Below are 19,590 nucleotides of genomic sequence, written 5' to 3' on the forward strand. Positions count from 1 at the left end.
CATTACAGGAATGGCTCCTCGTTTTGGTTTTTGCTCCGACATCATTTTCAAAAATATTCGGAGTATTTAACAGTATACGCGAAAGCCCGCCTTTTTTCCACCCATTTTGCCTAACTAATCAAATGCGTCGGGTTCATGACCCGTTCCTCGCCCTCCTGAATCCATCTCACCTTCTCCGCTCCGTGCAGCGATTGCGCCACGAAGGAGAGACATTCAAAAAACAGTTCAACAACTGCTGTACTGTATCGTTCCTCCATTTTCTCCAGCGCATACGTCAATCTGAAAATGGATGGGACATTTCTTCGGCTTTCCTCCAGAACCTCCTTGCCTCGCTGGGTTGGATACACGTGTACGACACGTCCATCCAGTTCCGACTTTTCAATCGTCACCATTCCTTTCTCCATCAACTTTTTGATATGGATGACGATGGAAGACGGGTGCCAGAAGGTCCAGTCGGCAATTTGCGTGACCCGTACCCCCTCATAACAGTAAATGATCCAGAGAATGTTTAACTGTACGGAGGAATCCAGTTCGGCTTCCTTCGCTGCTCGCTCCCAGTCTTCCTTGTTCACCACATCAATTGCGCGCATTGTGTTCAATGCTTCAAATACGTTTCGAATCGACGCCTCCTGCATGGGTTTACTCCTCCATGATCCTTTATCGTTCACTTATCTACTATATAAATAGTATTTATATTTTACACTTTTCAGAAAAGACGCGCAATTACTTTCCTTCGTGAACTGTCTCGTTGTCAAAGTGTGGAAGCAATGCTACACTAAACGCAGAGATTCCCGCTTACTAGGAGGGTGCAATCGTGAAACTACAATCGGCCTACATCTATTTCGTTAACGGCTCAACAGCCCAATCTGCCAGTCTTGACGACGTAAAAGCCAAGTTCACGCGATATATGGACATGACCTCGAAAACAGGGGAGCAGCTCGGCTGGTCCTACCAAGAGGCCGCTTTTCCATATACCATAGAAGAACGTCCGGAAGGCAAAGACTCGTGGTTCCTTCTCAAAGGAAAAGACCCGAGCATGTACAAGACGATTGTCGTAGGGGTCGGCAGCAAAGATGAAAACGGCACCGAGAAGCACTACATCCAGGTCTCACTGCCCGAATCGGCGACGCACGGCGACAAAAGCAAGGCAAACGAATTCTGCCGTTACCTCGCCCGCGATTACAAGGCGGAGCTGCATCTGTTCAACAAGCGCGTCCAGTATTTTCAGCCGCGCAAACCATAAGCACGCAAACAGCCGATTCCGTCGGCTGTTTTTTCGCGTATTTTTCACGGCAAAACAAAAGCCCCGTTCCGGCACAGGAGAACCTGAGCCAAGCGGGGCGCCTTCCTTATGAGAAAACAGGTACTGCATCCTAGAGAGCTTCGCGTGAGCTTTCGCCCGCCAAGCCCGATCACATGAGCACGATGATTCAAATCATTTGAGATCTTGACAGCGAATAAAACCTTCCGTCCACCATCCGAATACCCAGATCAACGCAATATTCCAATCCCTGCGTCACTCCGTACAAGATCCATTCGGAAGAACGATGGTTGATGTCGAAATCAGTGTAAAGGTCTGTGCCGTCATTGCGGATCTCTTTGCGGTCAGTCACGTCGAAAAGGCGCAGAACAAACGGCAGTTCGGCAAAAGGTATCGCAAACTTTTTCTCCACTTCCTGCTCGAACTCCTTCGTCATACTCCACTCCGCCTGAATGGAATGCTCATCTTTCCAGGCAATGTGTATACTCGGGCCTTCTATGTCCGTAGACGATCGCGGGGGATTTGTCTCCATTTGCTCCCATCGTTCCTTTCTTTCATGTACTTGCTCTCAACATGTATATTACATTTTCAGTCTATTATACCATGTGACCAAGGCAAGTGGGAACGTATCAGAGGGATTTCATTTATCGTCCTACCGTGAAAGTGTTCTCGCCCACCACTACGTAGGATTTAAACTTCTCCGACTTCATCTGCACTTGTACCTTGTAATTTCCATACGCCTCCAGCTTCGTCGAGACAAACGGCTCGGAAAAGTAGAAGCTGTTTGCATTTTGCGTGGAATATTTCCACTCTTTTCCTTTGCTTACTTCCTTGCCATCCGGCCCGATCAGGACGAGCTGCATCCGCAAATCTTTGGCGACAGGCGCTTCGTCCACCTCGACAAATACGTTGAAGGTGCGCGGTACATTTTTGTCGCTGTAGCCTTTGACCGGGTTGGTGAAGACGATATTTTTGTTGCGCGTCTGCTGAATCCCCTCAATGACGATGATGTTTACATTAGGCTTGACTACCTGCAGCTTGCCCGTGCGTTGATCGTAGTCAACAAACCCGCCGAGCTTGTTGACCAGCGCCTCAACCGAATCTGCCTTGGAAGCAGGCATGTCGCTGGAAATCGATTCATTGCCCAAATAAACGCGCAACGCACCTTCTCCCAAAGCGGCGGTACCTCCCACTCCCGCTACAGTCAGCGCCAACAAGGCCGTTAACCATGCTTTTTTCATGTCATAATCCTCCTGTATGTGTGCGCGGCAGCGCTTGATCTTCCGAAAATTCCTCTCACTAGTTTATACGTGAAAAAGGGCAAATAGTTGTGGTGGGAAGACAAGTTTTTTCAACAATATCCACACAATCCACAGGAGTAAGCCGTCCAGGAAGCAAGACTTATTCACAAGGCGGAAAATAAGCTACACAGGACTCTTGACAAAATAGAGAAGCTGCACCACAAGCCTTTTTGCACAAAAAAAAGAGCGGCCTGCTTCACCGCTCTTTTTGGCTGCCAGTCTCGCTAGTTCTGCTCGGACAGCCACGTAAAATATCGGGAGACCAGACGGATCGCGACCTCAATCGCGTCCTCGTTCGGCTCGATTTTGGAATGGTGCAGGCCGTACGGCGTATTGACGCCAAGCCAGAACAAAAAGCCCGGGATTTCCTGCAGGAAGTAGCCAAAGTCTTCTCCGGTCATCGCTTCCTTGCAGGCGATCAGCGTCACGTCCCCGGCCTGTTCGCGTACCCAGTCCATGAAGGCCGTTGTCAGCTTTTCCTCGTTGTACACCTGGCAGTACCCTACGCCGTAGTCGATGGACGCCGTACAGTCAAAGCCCGCCTCGATGCCTTTGACAAGCGACTCAATCCGCGACTTGACCAGCGCCATGGACTCGGTCGAGAACGTGCGAATCGTCCCTTCCAGCCGCGCCTTTTCGGCAATGATGTTTTGCTTCGTGCCGCCTTCCAGCTTGCCGACAGTCACGACAGCGGAATCGAGCGGATCGACGTTGCGCGCCACAATCGTCTGGAGCTGTGTGATGAGATGGCTGCCTGCCACGACCATGTCGTTCGCTTGATGGGGAAAAGCCGCATGTCCGCCTTTTCCGATCAAATCAATATACAGTTCGGACGTGTTGGCAAACAAAATACCCGGCTTGGTGGCAATGTAGCCGACGGGATATTCCGGCGCGATGTGCAGCGCAAAAATGCAATCCGGCCGCCAGGAAGCAAACTCCTCGCTCTCCATCATCGGCTGAGCGCCGCCCGGCCCTTCTTCTGCGGGCTGGAAAAGGAACAGCAGATCATCTGCAATCGGCTGCTCGACAAAATGCGTCACAAGCCCGAGAGCAATCGCCATGTGCATGTCGTGTCCGCACGCGTGCATGTAGCCTTCGTGCAGCGAGCGGAACGGGTACGACGTCTCCTCCGTGATCGGCAAGCCGTCCATGTCCGTGCGCCAGGCAATCGTGCGCTTCGGATTCGTCCCCGCGATCCTGACCAAAATTCCGGTGCGCCACGTCTTGATCTGCATCCGCTCCTGCGGGAGACGCGCCAGGTAATCGAGCAAATACTTTTGCGTCTTCACCTCGGCAAAGCCCGGCTCCGGAATCTGGTGCAGGTCGCGCCGAATCTGGGTAAACAACGATGTCGCCACAGTCTACGCCTCCCTTTTGGTCCCGTGCAGGGCCACGAGTTCCGCTGCGAAGCTGCCCAGGAACAGGTCGACGTCTGCCCTGCTCAACGTGAGCGGAGGCAGCAGGCGCACGATTGTTTTTTGCGTCACGTCCACGAGAATGCCGCGCTCAAGCATAGCCTGCTGCAAACGGCTGACCTCTTCCGGGGCGGCGCTGAGCGGGATGCCCACCATCATGCCTTTGCCGCGCAGCGCCTGCAGCTGTTCCGGGAGACGCTCACGCAGCGCTTCCAGAGAGGACCACAGGTAGGCAATTACTTCTTCCACGCTTTTCGCAAAGGCCGGATCGAGCAGCTCATCCAGCACGACGTTGCCAAGAGCCGCCGAAAGCGGTGACGGTGCAAAGGTCGTCCCGTGGTCGCCCGGCTTGAACTGGTCCATCAGCTTCGTTCCGGCAATCACGCCACCGAGCGGAAGCCCTCCGCCTACGCCTTTGGCAAACAAGATCAAATCCGGCGTCACGCCTGCATGCTGGTAGGCAAACAGCTTCCCGGTACGTCCCATGCCTGTCTGGATTTCGTCGATGGCAAACAGCATGCCTTCCTCCCGGCAAATCGCCGCCACCTCGCGCAAAAACGACTCCGACAGCGGCACGACCCCGCCAGAGCCGAGCACAGGCTCCATCAAGACAGCGGCTGGCATCGCGTCGCGGCAAATCGCCCGCAAGCCGTCCGCATCCTCAGGGTCCAGATCATACACCGGAAAGTCCGGCTGCGGAAAATCCTGATACACATGGGCCTGTCTGGTCAGGCGCACCGCGCCCAATGTTCTGCCGTGAAAGCTGTTGCGCAGCACGACAATCCCTTCGCGCCCGGCTCCTTCTGCCTTCGTCCATTTGTGAATCATTTTGATTGCGGCTTCGGTCGCTTCCGCACCGGAGTTGGTGAAAAACACTTTTCCCGGAATCGTCTGCTCCACCAGCCGCTTCGCCAACTTGATTGCCGGCTGGTTCAAAAAGACGTTGGAAATGTGCAGGAAGCGCTCGCCCTGTTCGCGCAGCGCCTGGACAATTCGCGGATGGGAGTGGCCGAGCACATTGACGGCCAGCCCCGTAAACAGATCCAGATACTTTTTGCCCGCTGTGTCGTACAGGTAGTTGCCTTCCCCTTTTTCGATGGCGATTGGCAAGCGTTTGTAGGAAGAGACGATGTATTGTTCATCAAGCGTACGCCAGTCCATGTGAGCTCTCTCCCCTACAGTTGACGTAGCTCCTGCTTGATCTCCGTCTTGGAGCGAGTTTTGTCGTCGATCTGTTTGATGACACGCGCAGGTGTGCCCGCAACAACCGTGTATGGCGGCACGTCTTCAATAACAACCGCGCCCGCAGCTACAACCGCACCTTTTCCTACGCGAACGCCTTCCAGCACGACCGCATTGGCACCGATCACGACGTCATCTTCCACGACAACCGGTTGCGCGGAAGGCGGCTCGATGACACCTGCGATGACAGAGCCGGCGCCGATATGGCAGTTTTTCCCGATGGTTCCGCGGCCACCGACGACGACGTTCATGTCGATCATTGTGCCTTCGCCAATCACGGCCCCGATGTTGATCGTAGCGCCCATCATGATAACGGCGTTGTTTCCGATTGTCACCTGGTCGCGGATGATCGCGCCTGGCTCGATGCGCGCCTGGATTCCTTTTGTGTCGAGCAGCGGAATCGCCGAATTGCGGCGGTCGCTTTCCACGACGTAGTCTTCGATTTTGTCAGCGTTCGCAGCCAGAACCGGCTCGATTTCTTTCCATTCGCCAAACACAACGCCTGTCGTGCCTGTAATAAACGTCTTGGAGTTGGCACCGAAGTCAATGCCCTCCAGATTGCCTTTCACGTATACTTTCACAGGTGTTTTCTTCTCGCTTTTTTGAATAAACGCGATAATTTCATTGGCATCCATCATGTTCACTGGTACTTCCTCCTTTTAATAAAAAAGCTTTGCCAGTCAGCGAAAGCGAATCGCTCCCCCTGACTAAAAAAAGCAATGAGTGCATACGCTATCTCATTGCTTTCCATACTGCCCAAGCAAATCGTAAATAGCGCTCCACAAAAAGACGTCCTTTTTGTGACAGGATGCTCATTGTTCATGAATCACCCCAGCCACTGCTATCCAGGGGGAACAGCAACAGCTTCGGCGCTTTAGCCTTTCCTTCCTTTCCTGCCCCCTGGCAGACTCCGAAAAGATGTACTCATCTTCAGCGCACCTCTATTTAGACTTCCAATATTATAATTTCACTTAACTCTACCAAAATCAATCACTTGTGGCAACAGCTTTGTGGAAAGAAAAATAACAATTGACAACGAGAATCATTTTCATTAATTTATTTTATGAGAATGATTTTCATTATCTTATTGGAGGTTTGCTTCTTATGAGCCGCATTTTGATGGTTTACGCAAGCATGACAGGAAATACGCAGGAAGTTGCGGAAGCAATTGCCGAAGGAATCCGTTCCACCGGAAAAGACCTGGAGATAAAAGAAGTCATCGATGCCACTGCCAAGGAACTGGAGGACTACGATGCCATTTTGCTCGGCGCCTATACATGGGGGGACGGCGAACTGCCAGACGAGTGCCTGGACTTTTACGAAGAGATGGACGATATTGATTTGAGCGGCAAAAAAGTCGCAGCGTTCGGTTCCTGCGATTCTGCTTACGAGCACGTCGGTGCTGCTGTAGATATTTTGCTGAAAAAAGCGGGCGAGCGCGGAGCAGAAACGCCACTCGAAGGTTTGAAAATCGAGCTTTCCCCGAACGAAAAAGAAGTAGAAATTTGCAAACAGTTTGGCGTTTCCTTCTGCGAACTGCTCGGCTAAGGTCAACGAAGGAAAGGGCTTTTGTCCAAAAAAGCCTTTCTGCGCAAGCGCTGTCATGCTATAATAGCACTCCACTTTTTTAAAAGGGGGTTGCTATCATGACGTTACATACAGATACGGTCTATTTGCGACCGCTGCAACAAAAAGACGCAGCCGAGCTTCTGGAGCTTCGGCTGCGCAATCATGCTTTCCTGCAACCATTCGAACCGATTCGCCCTCCCTCTTTTCTGACATTGAGCGGGCAAGAGGAGCAGATTGCGAAAGCGGAGCAAGACTTCGCAGCCGGGACCGCCTTCGCCTTTGGCGTGTTTTTGCGCGAAACGGACGAAATGATCGGCCGCGTCGCCCTGTCAAACGTCGTGCGCGGCACCTGGCAAAACGCGACCATCGGCTACTTCATGGATCAGGCGAAAAACGGGAAAGGCTACACCACAGCCGCCGTCCGGCTCGCACTCGGCTACGCCTTCCGGGAAGCCGGGCTGCACCGGGTACAGGCTGCTGTCATGCCCCGCAATACTGCCTCCATCCGCGTACTGCAGAAAAACGGCTTTCGCCACGAAGGGTTGTCCTTGCGCTATTTGCAAATCAACGGCGTGTGGGAGGATCACCTCATTTTTGCGATCACGGCAGAGGATTGGGCCTAATCAATCCGCTGCGCCTTGCTGTGCGCGCAATCGCTCCAGGATTCGCCGCTTGCGGTACAGCATTCTCCCCGCTTCCGCGACGTCCTGGACGGTTGAGCGATTCAAGTACGCCCCGAACAGGATTCCCGCAATCGGCACCATCTGAAACAGCTTTTTCCAGCCGAAATTTTCCGTATACGTCACCACTACTTCCCGCCAGCCCTGCAACTGCGCGATCACGTCTTTTTGGGCAGCAGGCTCATCAAAACGCGACAGCTCTGCCAGTATCGCCTTTTTCCCGACTATATCCGAAGACGCGAATTGCAGGCATTTGACCACGAACAGGCGCTCCCGCTTCTCTTCCGGCCGATAGCCGTAGCAAAGCGCCATTTCTTGCAGGATCTTCAGCGAGGTGCCCAGCAGCAAAGGGATGTCAATCGCCAGCGTAAAAATGCCGCCGATGCCTGTCGTCGCGCCCTGCACCGTGGCAAAAGCCGCCCGTGACTCCGTCAGATTGCGGGCAATCTCATCCATGAGGACGAGCGGTGCCCCCGCGACGTCTTCTGCCTGCGGCATTTCCGCGCCAAGCCCTTCCAACCGGGGACGGAACTTGCTGTAAATCGCCTTATCTTGAACAAGGTACGTCCCGCCTGTTTCGAGAAACGCGGCCATTTCGTCCACGGCCGTGCCCAGCTTTTCCCTGACGAAATTCGGTGTAATTTTATCGAGCCAAACGAACGGGAGTCTGCCTAGTTTTTCCCAAAACCACAAGTCGTTCTGGTCGCGCTCCCACGCCTCCACCTCTGCCAATGCCTGCTGCAAAAACTGTCTCGACTCCATCTGGCGACACCCTCCCGAACTACATGCCCTCTGTTTCTTTGCCACGCTTCCATTGGCATTGGGTGCGAAGCAGCGCTTTGACATGCGCCCGCAGTTCCTCTGCTGAAGAAAAACCGGCAAATTCCTTACTGTCTGTTACGATTCCGAGCTTCAAATGTTTCACTTGTCCTTGTTCCATGCAAAAGCCGAACGATTTCAGGATCGCGAGCTGTTCATCCGTCATCTTTCCTTGCCTCCCCGCTTTGGAAAAAACCCCCCTGCCATAAGCAAGGGGGTCATTCGCTTATTTGACCTCTACGGTAAAGGTCATGGTTTGATCGCGTTCGCGTTCGTCCAACTCTTTGCCGTATTTCCTGTCTTTTTGCACGATCGAGCAAGTTTTATAGCTGAATACGTTCGTCACCTTGACCGTGTAGACACCAGGCTTGTTCTCGTTGTCTGCGATAATGGCTTTCAGATCAAGCGATTCCTCGCCCTCGTCCTCCTCTTCCTCGTTCGTGCTGGGCATGAAGCGCGCAATCTCTTTTCCTTCATGGAACACCTGGACCTTGTTTTTCGAAGAAATGGTTCCCCCGATGTAATCCTGGCTGGAGCCGAATGGCATTTCGCCGTACGTCCAGACGAGGTTCGGCATGTAGTAGGTGATCGTGTCCTTGCCGCTGCCGTCCTTGATCTTTTTGTTCCCGTTCCGCTTCGCGTAGGTAGACATCAGCCGCAGATCGCGCAAGCTGTCCAGATCCGCTGCAGAGTTGACGATGACGGTTTGGCCGTCGCGGTATTCGCTGCCGCGATTGTTTTTCCAAAGAATCGGCCCTGGCGCTGGAGCCAGTCCTGCTTCATTTTTGGCACATGCAGGAGCGGACGGGATCGGGGGAGAGTCCTCTATGACCTGAATGTAGCCGCACCACGACTGCCGCGGTTCGCGTTTGCTGTAATAGTTGACCTTGTATCGGCCCGGCTTGTAGCTGGACAGCAGCAAAGCCGTATGATCCCAGTTCAGCTTTGATTCATCCACAACGACGTTGTCAACGGCCCAGAAGCCCGGTCCCTCGTCATCAGAAGCTTCACTGCCCCGCTCCACGTGCTCGGCAGCCGTCGCCAGCCAAATGACGTGCACCGGATTTTGGTAGAGCTTCACGGTGCTATTGGACGAATACAGGTTTTCCCGTTCCACCATCAGCGTAGACTTGGCATTTGGCTGCATCAGCACATCCAAGGTCGCGGTTGCGCTGGCAGGATCGCAGGAGTTCGGCGCACCGGGAACCTGAATTTTCACTTCGATTGTCGAGCCGCCCCACAGATTGTTCGTGTTGGCAGCCTGATTGGGCTCGAAGGTGACGGTCATGGTCATTCCCGCCATCATATCCGGAATCACGACCTCGAAGTGCTGGGAGTCGGTCAAGGTTTGTCCTGTTCCGTTCACGGACCAGCGACCGACGACCGGAGAATACAGTTTCACGACGCCCGGCGCTGACGGAGCCGTAATCTGCTGTCCTTGCGAAAGCTTTTGCCCGCTTGCATCCGTTCCCACATACAGTTCAGCCATGCCGACCCGAATGTGCGTCATCCAGGTGCTCATGCTGCTGTCGTCAGGAATGAACAGCAGATCGTAATTGCCCGTCGCGAGCGTCCCCGTCGAGAACACGTTGGCCGGCACAGACCGGATTTCCGCGTTTGTCGTTTTGTTTATCAGCTTCCACGTTCCCGGAACCGTGCTGGCAAAGCTGGTGGAACCCATCATGCCAAAAATTTGCGTCTGGCTGCCGGATGGAACCTGTTCGCCTTCGGGCTTCTCCCCTTCAAAGATGCTCGGGAAGTTTTGCGCCTCTACCTGAAAACGCACATGTACGGTGCTTTTTTGCGACCTGGCATCCGTCACGACGAACGTGAGGGTGTGCTGTCCAGGAGACAATTTGGCGGCTGGAATCGAGAAGCGGGGAACCTGCCAGCGAAACGTGCTTTGCGCGGACTGCTGCTCCGTCTGATACTCCGGCAGCTCCACTCCATCGAGCAAGACTTCGCTTCGATTGAGATTCGTGCCGCTTCCGTACGTCGTTTGCACCAGATCTATATCCAGGGCGGTTTCAGGCGGGAGGATGAACTCGTCGTTTTTCACCCAGTTCCATCCGCCTGAGTCCAGGCCTGCTACCTGATAGTCGTTGAAAATAATCATATTGTGAACAGGCTGCGAAACGGGCTTGGATACCTGGCTGTTTTTTTTCATTGATGTTGTAGCCCCTGCTCCCATGGCTGGCGGAGCCGATACGCCCGACAAGAAAGTGCCGGTTGCCAGACACACAAGAAGTGCTTTTACAACCCATTTTTTCACGAAATGTCCTCTACCTTTCTCTGATTGCTCGTGTTGCCACTCGTCTTTCTTCGACAAAAAGAGCGCTTTTTCCTGTGTGGCCCCAAAATATTTCGTCGGGACTCGATATAGGCAATTCCTATTTCGTTTATAATTTTTATAGGATTGATTTATGACCTGCTTGCTGGTAAAACAAGAACAAAGGGGGGAGCCAGATGAGTTCTACGCATCAATGGAACGCGAAGCTGTACGACGACAAGATGAATTTTGTTTCTGCCTATGGCAAGGGAGTTGTAGAATGGCTGTCTCCGTTGCCGGGAGAACGCATTCTCGATCTGGGCTGCGGGACAGGGGATTTGAGCGCACAGTTGGCACAAGCAGGCGCAAACGTAACAGGCATTGACTTTTCGCCCGGCATGATTGCGGCAGCCCGCCAAAAGTACCCGCAAATCGCCTTTTTCGTCGCGGACGCCCACTCTTACCAATCCGCGGAAACGTATGACGCGGTCTTTTCCAACGCCGCGCTGCACTGGATGAAAAAGCCGCGCGAGGTGATTCGCACTGTTTGGCATGCGCTCGCACCAGGCGGACGGTTCGTGGCCGAATTCGGCGGAAAAGGCAATTGCGAGCACGTCGTCCAGGCGTTGCGCATCGCCTTGAACCGCCGGAAGCTTTCGGCAGACGAGCGCTCTCCGTGGTATTTTCCCACTGTCGGCGAGTACACGACATTGCTTGAAGAGCAAGGCTTTCGCGTGACACTCGCTTCGCATTTCGACAGGCCGACGACGCTGCCTGACGGAGATCGCGGGCTGCGCCATTGGCTCGATTCGTTTTGCAGCCCCTTTTTCAGCGGGCTGTCCGCGCAGGAGATCGAAGACGTCTGCGCGGAAGTGACTGAACTGGCGCGTCCGGTGTTGTTCCAGGACGGCAGCTGGGTCGTGGACTACAAGCGCATTCGCATCATCGCCTACAAGGAAGCTATATGAGGCGGCCCTGCCGCTATGACTACAGAACAGGCTCACGCCGCGCCAGGCTTAGCAAGCAGCGGAAAGCGATGGTCATCCCCACGCGTAAAAAGCAAACAGCCCTCACGCTTCGTTCCAAGACGGATACGCAGGGCTGTTTGCTTGATCTGGCTGGGAGTCTCCGCTGCAAAGCTTACATGCCTTCCGGATTCGTCAGCAACACTTCGTCTCCCTCGTTCAATCCATTTACCACTTCAACAAAGTCGGTTCCTTCCACACCGATCTCAATCTCTTTTGGCGTCGGCTCGCCGCTCGCCGGGTCTTTTACCATAACTGTGCCAATTCCTGCTTCCAATACTTCCACAGCGTTCAAAGGCAGTCGCTTCACGTTATCTTTTTGCTCCACGTAAATATCGCAATCGCCTGTCATGCCATGCTTCATGTCCTTCGTGTCGCTCAGCTCGACCTTGACCGCGAAGCGAACAGACTTGTCCTCTTTTGTCCCCTCTTTCGGCAGTTCGGTGACTTTTCCTTTAAACGGCTTGTTGCCAAACGCCGTCAAGTAAACATCGACACTTTGTCCAAGCTTGATCGACGGGATGTCCATCTCATCCACGGCTGCGATGAAGTAGACGGCGCTCGTGTCCATAATGACCACAGCCGGCTCCGAGCCAGGCTCCTCCCCTTCTTTGACGTTGAGCTTCGTAATAACTCCGCTGATCGGCGCTTCCACTTGCTTTTTCGCAATTTCCCGCTTTTTCTGCTCCATACTCAAAAGCGCTTCTTTCAAGGAAAGCTCCTTGTCCTTCAACTCCAGCTCGGATTCTGTCAGGTCCATTTTGAACAAAAGCTGTCCTACTTTGATTTCGTCGTCTTTTTCTACTTCCACTTTTCCAATTTTTCCGTGCGTCCCTGCCACAATCTCCATCTCATCCGGCAGTTCAAACGGCGTAGCTTTCTGGCTTGCGAACAACAATCCGTTTGAATCCGTGTATTGGACCTCGCCCAAATCTCCCACGTAGAGGGCACCAGGCTTTTTGACCAGGACCTCGACATCGTGAACGCCGCCGACTCCTTTTTCTTTTTGGCCGATATGGTCCACCTTCGTCACGACGCCGTCCACATAGTAAAGCGACGAGCTGATGAATACTTTCACCTTCTGTCCTACGCGGAAATGCTCGGCTTCGTATGCGGTGAACTTCCCTGTAATTTTCAAATAGTCGGTATTGGTCAGCTTCGCCACGACGGTGTCAGGCGTAACTGTATCGCCTTCCTTCACCAGCACTTCCTGGACTTTTCCCGCTTTATCGGCAACGATCTTGTCTTTTTTGTTTTTCAGCTCGTTAAGCTCTTTTTGCGCACGAGCGATGGCCAGTTCCTGCTTCTGCAATTCCAGTTGGGCGTCCACGCTGTCTACGGTAAACAGCACGTCGCCTTTTTTCACGGCTTGTCCTTCCTTGACAAACAGTTTCTGCACCTTGCCGCTGATCGCCGGTTTGACTTCCTCGCGCGCCTTTGCTTCGATGGTGCCGGAAGAGAAAATCGTTTTCTTCACTTCCCCCACTTCTACCGTGGCCGTCGGGAAGGAAGGCGGTTCGGCAGGCGGCTCCTCTGCAGCCGTATTTTTCGACTGGTAGTACGCGTAACCACCGTAGCCACCTCCCCCCAGAACGACCACAATTGCTGCCAGTATGATCCACTTTTTCTTGTTCATCTTTCGTTCCCCACATTTCTTATTCTGATCGAATCGCTTGAAGTGCACTGAGACGGGATGCCCGGATTGCCGGGAAAATTCCTGCGAGCAGCCCGATGACAAAGGAGAAGCCGATCGCAAACAGCGACAGCCAGGCCGGAATCACTGCCAGTTTGCTCTGTTCGCCTTCCGGTCCGCCGCCATATCCCATGTTCAAGTTTTCCATGATGCCGCCGGATGCGCCAAAGTAGTTCACCAGCTCTACCGCGCCCCAGGCGAGCCCAAGGCCAGCCAGGCCGCCGATCAACCCGATGAAGCCTGACTCCATCAAAAACAGCCAGCGAATGTTCAGCACAGTCGCCCCGATTACTTTCATGATGCCGATTTCTTTTGTTCGCTCCAAAATGGACATAATCATCGTATTGACAATTCCGATGGTGGCAACCAGCAAGGAAACCGCTGCAATGCCGCCCAGCACCATCTGGATCACGAAGAAAAAGTTGTTGATCGTCTCCAGTTCGCGCGCTGGCGACCAGACTTCAAAGCGTTTTTCCTTCAGCGCCTTGACGACGCTTTCTACCTGCTCCCGCGATTCCACCTTGACGGTAATCTGGTCGAATTCAAACGTGTCTTTTTTCGCCTGCTCCCGCGTTCGGCGCGATGAGCCCTCGCTGACTTCGTCGCCGCGTCCGCGGTTCACCCAATCGTTCAGCTCTTTCACGACGCCAAGCGGGACGTAGACTGCCGACGAGTAGCGAAAGTTATCCGATTTTTGCAGTTGGCCGACGACGCGCACCCGCAATTCTTTTTTCTCGTATTTCGGCTCGTCGTCGATACGGTATTCCCGCGTCAGGATGAGTGTTGCCGCTTTGTCGACGATGTTGAAGGCAGCCGACTCTCCGCCACCGCCCATATCGAAAGGCATCCCGGACATGTCTGACTCTCTGCCGTTGTTGGCATTGCGCCTGCGCGCCTCCCGCTTTTCTTTTTCCACATCGCGCAATTCCCGTGGAACGTTATATGCGACGACGACCTCCTGCGGCGAGCCTGTCAAATACGTCCCTTTTTCTATCTCGTTTTTGCGGTAGGCGGCCGACTCATTCACGTCAACCCCGACGAGCTCGACGTAGCCTTCGCGCCTGCCTACCTTCAGCTTCGTCTGCTCATGCAGCCGCTTGACTGGCATGACGGCTGCGATGCCCGGTATTTTTTTCAGCTCATGAACAGCTTCCATGTTCAGCCGCTTGCGCTGATCGTCCGGGATCGGCTCGTCCTTTTCCTCGTCGTAGTACATCGGCTCGACGTCCATTTCTGTCAAGTTCCCGAAGTTTTCCAGACTTTTTACTGCGTTTTCCTTCAGCCCCAGGCTCAAGGCCATCATCGCCACAATAGCCGCCGTACCGATCATGACCCCAACCGATGTCAGGGCGGTTCGCAACTTCATCCGCCACAAGTTTCTCCAGACGATGCGAAACGAATCTATTACCTTCACAATCTGTTCACCTCATACCCCTCGCCTACGCTGGCCTCGTCCTTTTTTGTACAATCCGGCCGTCCTGCAAATAAATGACGCGGTCGGACTGCTCTGCTACTTCCTGTTCATGGGTAACGATGATGAACGTAGTCCCATTTTCCCTGTTCATTTCTCTCATGAGCTGGAGAATTTCCTGTTCGGTCTTCGAGTCCAGGTTCCCCGTCGGTTCGTCGGCCAAGATGATGCCTGGCTGGTTGACGAGCGCCCGCGCAATACTGACGCGTTGCTGCTGCCCGCCGCTCAGTTCGTTCGGCCGATGGTCGATCCGCCCTTCCAGCCCGACCCGATGCAGGATCTCCGTCGCTTTTGCCCGCCGCTTCTTGACGCTTTCGCCCGCGAAGACGAGCGGCAGCTCCACATTTTCCAGCGCCGTCAGATTGGGCAACAGGTTGTATGACTGGAAAATGAAGCCCATGTGCTTGCGGCGAAACAGGCACAGTTCGTTTTCGTTAAATTTGGAGATTTCCTCCCCGCTCACCACCACGCTGCCTTCTTCCGGCTTGGTCAGACCCGCAAGCAGATTCAGCAGCGTCGACTTTCCTGAACCGGATGAACCGCACAAGGCGACAAACTCGCCCTGGTTGACGTGCAGGTTGATATCAAACAGCACCGGAACCTTGATTTTCCCCGTTCCGTAGCTGTGATTGACCCCGGTTACGGTTAGCTCTCCCGTTTTGTTGGTCATCTTTTGCAGCACCTCATTCGTTCTTTGTCTATAATATAAGACGTAAAAAGTCGAAAAACGTAACGGACTTGTCAAAAACATTTTACCTTCACACAAATGCAATAAGTTTTTCAAAATCATGTAACAAACCCGCAACCAATTGCTGCCAGAAACGTACTACAATAAGGGTGTGAAGAAAACACGAAAGGGCGATTACCGATGACCATGTATCGCTTTTTGTTTGAAACCGCTACACGCAGATGGGTAGAAATCATCAAGGCGCCAAGCATGTTCGAAGCAGCCAAACTGGCCAAACAGCTTGCGACCAAACGCTCCCGCTCCCTGGCTACGCCGATCAGCTTTTCCTTTCACCACGCTGCCTCCCGATGACATGACATAGACGACACACTGGCAACCGCTTCTCTGATTCAGGGAAGCGGTTTATTATTTCTGGAGATATTATTGACACCGTTGTTTTTTTCCTCTTAATATAGAGAAAGACATTACAGTGCATGACAGTAAAGAACTGCATTCACTTCGCTGCTGCACAAAAGGGAGATAAATGACTATGACCATGAAAAAAGCGCTTACGATTGCAGGCTCCGATACCAGCGGCGGTGCTGGACAACAGGCAGACCTCAAAACGTTTCAGGAGCTTGGCGTCTTCGGAATGACAGCCCTTACTGTCATCGTGGCCCAGGACCCGCACAATGAGTGGTTCCATGAAGTGTTCCCCATCGATGTTGCCATCCTGGAAAAGCAGATCGAGACGGTTCTCGCCGGAATCGGTGTAGATGCAGTAAAAACCGGGATGCTTGGCACCACAGAGCTGGTTGACCTCGCTACCCGCAAAATAGAGCAATATCAATTGAAAAATGTCGTCGTAGACCCGGTGATGATCTGTAAAGGCGCAGAAGCGCTCCATCCGGAAATCGCCGTCAGCCTGCGTGAAGTGCTGCTCCCGCGTGCAACTGTCGCGACGCCGAACCTGTTTGAAGCGGGAATCCTCAGTGGAATGGGCGCGCTGACAAGCGTTGAAGACATGAAGGAAGCGGCAAAACGCATTCACGACTTCGGCACTTCCTACGTCGTGGTAAAAGGCGGCACCAAATTGCAAAGCGACAATGCCGTCGACGTTTTCTACGACGGGCAAACCATCGAGGTGCTGGAATCCGAGCGTTTTGACACCACGTTCACTCACGGGGCAGGCTGCACCTTCTCTGCTGCCATCTGCGCAGAGCTGGCCAAAGGCAATTCCGTGCGCGGCGCTGTGGAGGTCGCGAAGGAGTTCATTACCGAAGCGATTCGCCACTCCTTTGCCCTCAACAAATACGTCGGTCCAACCAACCACGGCGCATACCGCCGCAAGCACCAAGCCTAGTTTTGCAAACCAAAAACTCCTGACCAGCCGAGCGAGTCTCGGGACGGATCAGGAGTTTTTTTCGTCCTATGCCTGCTTTTTGATCGCCACTTCCGGCTTGAGCGGAGCCGTCGCCGGTTTTTTGCGCATCGAGCTTACGGTAAAGATTACGAGCGCAGACCAGATGCACGAAAAGCTGATGAGATGTGTCGTGGTAAACGGTTCTCCAAACAGAAAAACCGCGGTGAGCAGCGTGATCGTCGGAGAGACATACTGGATAAAGCCGACAATCGAGAGCGGCAAGCGCTTCGCCGCTTGGGCAAACCAGTACAGCGGCATCGCCGTCGCAACGCCGGCCAGCGCCAGCAAAAGCATCTGCCACCACGCCAAGGCCGTCGCCGTCTCTGTCCCGTTTGCCTGGAGCAAGATCAAGTAACCGAGCGCAATCGGAGCGACAAACAGCGTCTCCCAGGCAAGCCCGATCATCGCCTCCATTTTCACCACCTTTTTCGCCAGACCGTAAAACGCAAAGGTGAGCGCCAAGGAGAGCGCAATCCACGGAAACTCACCGTATTGCACCGTGATGAACAGGACGCCACAGGCCGCCAGAATGAGTGCCGCCCATTGTGCCAGATTCATTTTTTCCCGTAAAAAGATTACGCCGAGCAGTACGGTAAACAACGGGTTCATATAGTAGCCGAGACTCGTTTGCATGACCTGGTTGTTGTTCACCGCCCAAATGTAGATCAGCCAGTTTGCACTGATGAGCAGGGAGCAGGTGGCAAGCGCAGCAACCATTTTCCCCCCGGATACCGATCCCCACATTGCGCGCCAGCGTTTCGTTACCTGAATAATGATTGCGACAAAAAGAATCGACCAGACGATGCGGTGCGCCAAAATTTCCCATGCGCCCATCGACTGGAACAGCTTCCAGTACAGCGGAAGCATTCCCCATGCAAAATACGCGGCAAACGCATAAAGTATCCCCTGTTTCATTTCTGATTCCCCCACTGTTTTGCCATGTGCCCGTCTTATAGTGTAGTGTAACGGAATTGTCGTCAATCGGCTATGTATTCATCACCGATATAATCACGATCACACCAATCACTTTCCCTCACTGCCATAGCAGTGATTTAGCAAGACATCTCATTACCTCAGCAGCATAATGAAGTGAAAAATAATTTTTCATTGTACCATTTTTCCTACTAGTGTACAATAGGCATTATTCAACCGAGTTTAGTCATAAGAAAGGAATTTTCACCTATGACATACTGGCGTTCTGTTCTGTTCGTTTTGCTCGGGGCATGCAGCTACGGAGTGCTCTCCCTGTTCATGAAGCACGCGTTTGCTCTTGGCTTTACTCCCTACGAGATGAGCGGGAGCCAACTCATTTTCGGCGGTTTGATAATGATTATAGCGGCCCTGTTTTTCTCGCGTGAACGGTTCCGCCTGAAATATTTGCTGATTCTCGCCCCTGTCAGCGTGATGATGGCGTCCACCAGCATTCTTTACCATCAGGCCGTCAGCCGCTTGTCCGCTTCGCTGGCCATCGTGCTTCTGTTCCAGTTTACCTGGATCGGGGTCCTGCTCGAATCGCTTGTCGAGCGCAAATGGCCGACGGCAAAAAAATGGGTGTCGCTTTTCATGCTTGGCGGCGGAACGGTGCTTGCCAGCGGTCTTGGCGAAGGCGGCCTGCAAGGTGTCAGCATCACGGGTCTGGTCTGCGGCCTGTTGTCAGGGGCTACGTTTGCCCTGGTGATTTTCTTCAGCGGGCGCATCCTTCCAGGCTTGAATCCTTATTTGCGCAGCGCGATCACGATCAGCCTGGCAGCCGTCATGCTCTCCATCGTCTATCCGCCAACCTTTTTGTTCAACGGTCGGCTAATGGACGGACTGCTTCCGCTCGGCTTGCTCGTTGCCGTGTTCGGTTCGGTCATCCCGATTTTTTGTCTCGCGGCAGGCGTCCCCCGCATCGGCAACGGCCTCGCTACGATCCTGAGTGCTGTCGAGCTGCCAACCGTCGTCCTTTTGTCCAGTCTGGTTCTCCAGGAAAAGGTGACGTTTTCCCAATGGGGCGGCGTTCTGATGATCCTCGCTGCCATCTGCGTGCCGCAAATCAAATGGCGCAGGCTTTTGGCGCCGTCACGGGTTTTGGAGAAAAAAGGTATGTAAACAATAGAAAAGCCCAGCCGGATCCTTCCTGGACCTCGCTGGGCTTTTGCTGTTTTTGCATTGAAGATGTCAACGCCGACTTTATTTTGACCCACCATCGCCGGTTTAGAACTGACCCACCCGGCGATTTTTTGTTGGTTAGGTGGTAGAGGGAGAGTTGTAGGCTCCAGTCCTCATTTTTTCACGAAGTCGGTAACTATTCCCCCTAATGTTGACGATGTGGGAATGTGTAAGATTCGATCCAAAAAAGCTGTAGCAAGTATCGGATCGTCCATCAATTCCCCCATTCACCGAAGCTCTTGTTGCTGGTCAACAGAATACTCCCTCTCTCGTATCTTGCACTTACTACCTGGAAAAAGAGGTTAGCTGCCAAACTGTCAAACGGCAAGTAGCCAATCTCGTCAATCACGAGGATCTTTGGTCGAATATAATTACGAATGCGTTTATCCAGTCTGTTCTCCATGTAAGCTTTTCGCAGATCCTCGATGAGATGCGACAGACTGACAAAGTAAACTTTGAGAACTGAAGCACCGAAAAATACCTCGGTGCTTTTTCTACAACTTCATGGATGTCTCCCCTCGAAGTATCAACGGCGCTCAAAACTTAGCACAAATAAATTTTACCGTGTAAATGTTCAATTAGACTCACTAGCGTTGCATTAATA

20 protein-coding genes, 1 pseudogene and 1 riboswitch are annotated in these 19,590 nt (G+C 53.2%); of the genes and pseudogenes, 7 read left to right on the top strand and 14 right to left on the bottom strand.

From position 1 onward, the window contains the following. Positions 1–110: 110 nt before the first annotated feature. Complete coding sequence (locus EDM57_RS22255) at positions 111–635, bottom strand: MarR family winged helix-turn-helix transcriptional regulator (RefSeq protein ID WP_122906864.1); 525 nt, start codon at positions 633–635, stop codon at positions 111–113. Between the two features lie 179 nt (positions 636–814). Here EDM57_RS22255 and EDM57_RS22260 point away from each other — a divergent pair, with 179 nt between their 5' ends. Continuing rightward, on the top strand, positions 815–1,243 hold the full coding sequence (locus tag EDM57_RS22260) for a DUF1885 family protein (RefSeq protein WP_122906865.1): 429 nt from the start codon (positions 815–817) through the stop codon (positions 1,241–1,243). Between the two features lie 187 nt (positions 1,244–1,430). On the opposite strand, the gene EDM57_RS22265 is transcribed toward EDM57_RS22260, so the two are convergent. The 5 genes from EDM57_RS22265 to dapD all read right to left on the bottom strand — a co-directional run bounded on the left by EDM57_RS22265 (position 1,431) and on the right by dapD (position 5,863). Then, on the bottom strand, positions 1,431–1,793 hold the full coding sequence (locus EDM57_RS22265; RefSeq protein WP_122906866.1) for a DUF4912 domain-containing protein: 363 nt from the start codon (positions 1,791–1,793) through the stop codon (positions 1,431–1,433). A 112-nt stretch (positions 1,794–1,905) separates the two neighbouring features. Then, on the bottom strand, positions 1,906–2,502 hold the full coding sequence (locus tag EDM57_RS22270) for a hypothetical protein (protein ID WP_122906867.1): 597 nt from the start codon (positions 2,500–2,502) through the stop codon (positions 1,906–1,908). Positions 2,503–2,786: 284 nt separating this feature from the next. Then, on the bottom strand, positions 2,787–3,920 hold the full coding sequence (locus EDM57_RS22275) for an N-acetyldiaminopimelate deacetylase (protein WP_122906868.1): 1,134 nt from the start codon (positions 3,918–3,920) through the stop codon (positions 2,787–2,789). A gap of 3 nt (positions 3,921–3,923) precedes the next feature. Next, a complete protein-coding gene (locus EDM57_RS22280; protein ID WP_122906869.1) occupies positions 3,924–5,138 on the bottom strand; it encodes an aspartate aminotransferase family protein in 1,215 nt (404 codons plus the stop codon). Between the two features lie 14 nt (positions 5,139–5,152). Beyond that, positions 5,153–5,863: a 2,3,4,5-tetrahydropyridine-2,6-dicarboxylate N-acetyltransferase gene (dapD, locus tag EDM57_RS22285; RefSeq protein ID WP_122906870.1), complete on the bottom strand. Its 711-nt coding sequence runs from the start codon at positions 5,861–5,863 to the stop codon at positions 5,153–5,155. Between the two features lie 120 nt (positions 5,864–5,983). Further along, a riboswitch (Lysine riboswitch) is annotated at positions 5,984–6,171 on the bottom strand. Positions 6,172–6,323: 152 nt separating this feature from the next. Between dapD and EDM57_RS22295 the strand changes: the two genes are divergently transcribed. Both EDM57_RS22295 and EDM57_RS22300 read left to right on the top strand, forming a co-directional pair. Further along, positions 6,324–6,767, top strand: a complete 444-nt coding sequence (locus EDM57_RS22295) for a flavodoxin (RefSeq protein WP_122906872.1) — start codon at positions 6,324–6,326, stop codon at positions 6,765–6,767. Positions 6,768–6,865: 98 nt separating this feature from the next. Further along, complete coding sequence (locus EDM57_RS22300; RefSeq protein WP_122906873.1) at positions 6,866–7,411, top strand: GNAT family N-acetyltransferase; 546 nt, start codon at positions 6,866–6,868, stop codon at positions 7,409–7,411. Here EDM57_RS22300 and EDM57_RS22305 read toward each other — a convergent pair whose 3' ends face one another. Genes EDM57_RS22305 through EDM57_RS22315 form a run of 3 tightly spaced genes read right to left on the bottom strand, consistent with a single transcriptional unit; the run spans position 7,412 to position 10,559 of the window. Further along, the gene (locus EDM57_RS22305; RefSeq protein ID WP_122906874.1) at positions 7,412–8,230 is read right to left on the bottom strand and encodes an EcsC family protein; all 819 of its coding nucleotides are present in this window, start codon (positions 8,228–8,230) and stop codon (positions 7,412–7,414) included. A 19-nt stretch (positions 8,231–8,249) separates the two neighbouring features. After that, entirely contained in the window at positions 8,250–8,453 is a 204-nt protein-coding gene (locus EDM57_RS22310; protein ID WP_122906875.1) for a hypothetical protein, read from the bottom strand. Positions 8,454–8,513: 60 nt separating this feature from the next. Beyond that, on the bottom strand, positions 8,514–10,559 hold the full coding sequence (locus EDM57_RS22315) for a hypothetical protein (RefSeq protein ID WP_122906876.1): 2,046 nt from the start codon (positions 10,557–10,559) through the stop codon (positions 8,514–8,516). A 194-nt stretch (positions 10,560–10,753) separates the two neighbouring features. Here EDM57_RS22315 and EDM57_RS22320 point away from each other — a divergent pair, with 194 nt between their 5' ends. Then, positions 10,754–11,524: a class I SAM-dependent methyltransferase gene (locus EDM57_RS22320; RefSeq protein ID WP_122906877.1), complete on the top strand. Its 771-nt coding sequence runs from the start codon at positions 10,754–10,756 to the stop codon at positions 11,522–11,524. A 172-nt stretch (positions 11,525–11,696) separates the two neighbouring features. Here EDM57_RS22320 and EDM57_RS22325 read toward each other — a convergent pair whose 3' ends face one another. The 3 genes from EDM57_RS22325 to EDM57_RS22335 are packed head-to-tail and all read right to left on the bottom strand — an operon-like array spanning position 11,697 to position 15,415. Beyond that, positions 11,697–13,217, bottom strand: coding sequence for an efflux RND transporter periplasmic adaptor subunit (locus EDM57_RS22325; protein WP_122906878.1), 1,521 nt, complete (start codon positions 13,215–13,217; stop codon positions 11,697–11,699). 19 nt (positions 13,218–13,236) lie between these two features. Next, the gene (locus tag EDM57_RS22330) at positions 13,237–14,688 is read right to left on the bottom strand and encodes an ABC transporter permease (protein WP_122906879.1); all 1,452 of its coding nucleotides are present in this window, start codon (positions 14,686–14,688) and stop codon (positions 13,237–13,239) included. Between the two features lie 25 nt (positions 14,689–14,713). After that, positions 14,714–15,415 (bottom strand): ABC transporter ATP-binding protein, encoded by a 702-nt coding sequence (locus tag EDM57_RS22335; RefSeq protein WP_122906880.1) that lies wholly within the window; start codon positions 15,413–15,415, stop codon positions 14,714–14,716. Between the two features lie 198 nt (positions 15,416–15,613). Between EDM57_RS22335 and EDM57_RS23505 the strand changes: the two genes are divergently transcribed. Beyond that, positions 15,614–15,784, top strand: coding sequence for a hypothetical protein (locus tag EDM57_RS23505; RefSeq protein WP_170163495.1), 171 nt, complete (start codon positions 15,614–15,616; stop codon positions 15,782–15,784). Between the two features lie 178 nt (positions 15,785–15,962). After that, positions 15,963–16,775 carry a pyridoxine/pyridoxal/pyridoxamine kinase gene (gene pdxK / locus EDM57_RS22340; protein ID WP_122906881.1) on the top strand — a complete coding sequence of 271 codons (813 nt, stop codon included), beginning with the start codon at positions 15,963–15,965 and terminating at the stop codon, positions 16,773–16,775. Between the two features lie 66 nt (positions 16,776–16,841). Here the strand turns inward: pdxK and rarD are convergent, their stop codons facing one another. After that, complete coding sequence (gene rarD / locus EDM57_RS22345) at positions 16,842–17,750, bottom strand: EamA family transporter RarD (RefSeq protein ID WP_122906882.1); 909 nt, start codon at positions 17,748–17,750, stop codon at positions 16,842–16,844. Positions 17,751–18,017: 267 nt separating this feature from the next. On the opposite strand from rarD, the gene EDM57_RS22350 reads away from it, so the two are divergent. Next, positions 18,018–18,926 (top strand): EamA family transporter, encoded by a 909-nt coding sequence (locus EDM57_RS22350; protein WP_122906883.1) that lies wholly within the window; start codon positions 18,018–18,020, stop codon positions 18,924–18,926. A 138-nt stretch (positions 18,927–19,064) separates the two neighbouring features. On the opposite strand, the pseudogene EDM57_RS22355 reads toward EDM57_RS22350, so the two are convergent. Next, positions 19,065–19,446 (bottom strand): annotated as a pseudogene (locus tag EDM57_RS22355) (ATP-binding protein); the annotation flags it as partial. Between the last annotated feature and the right edge of the window lie 144 nt (positions 19,447–19,590).

Source organism: Brevibacillus gelatini, assembly GCF_003710935.1.
In the GTDB taxonomy this organism is placed as follows: domain Bacteria; phylum Bacillota; class Bacilli; order Brevibacillales; family Brevibacillaceae; genus Brevibacillus; species Brevibacillus gelatini.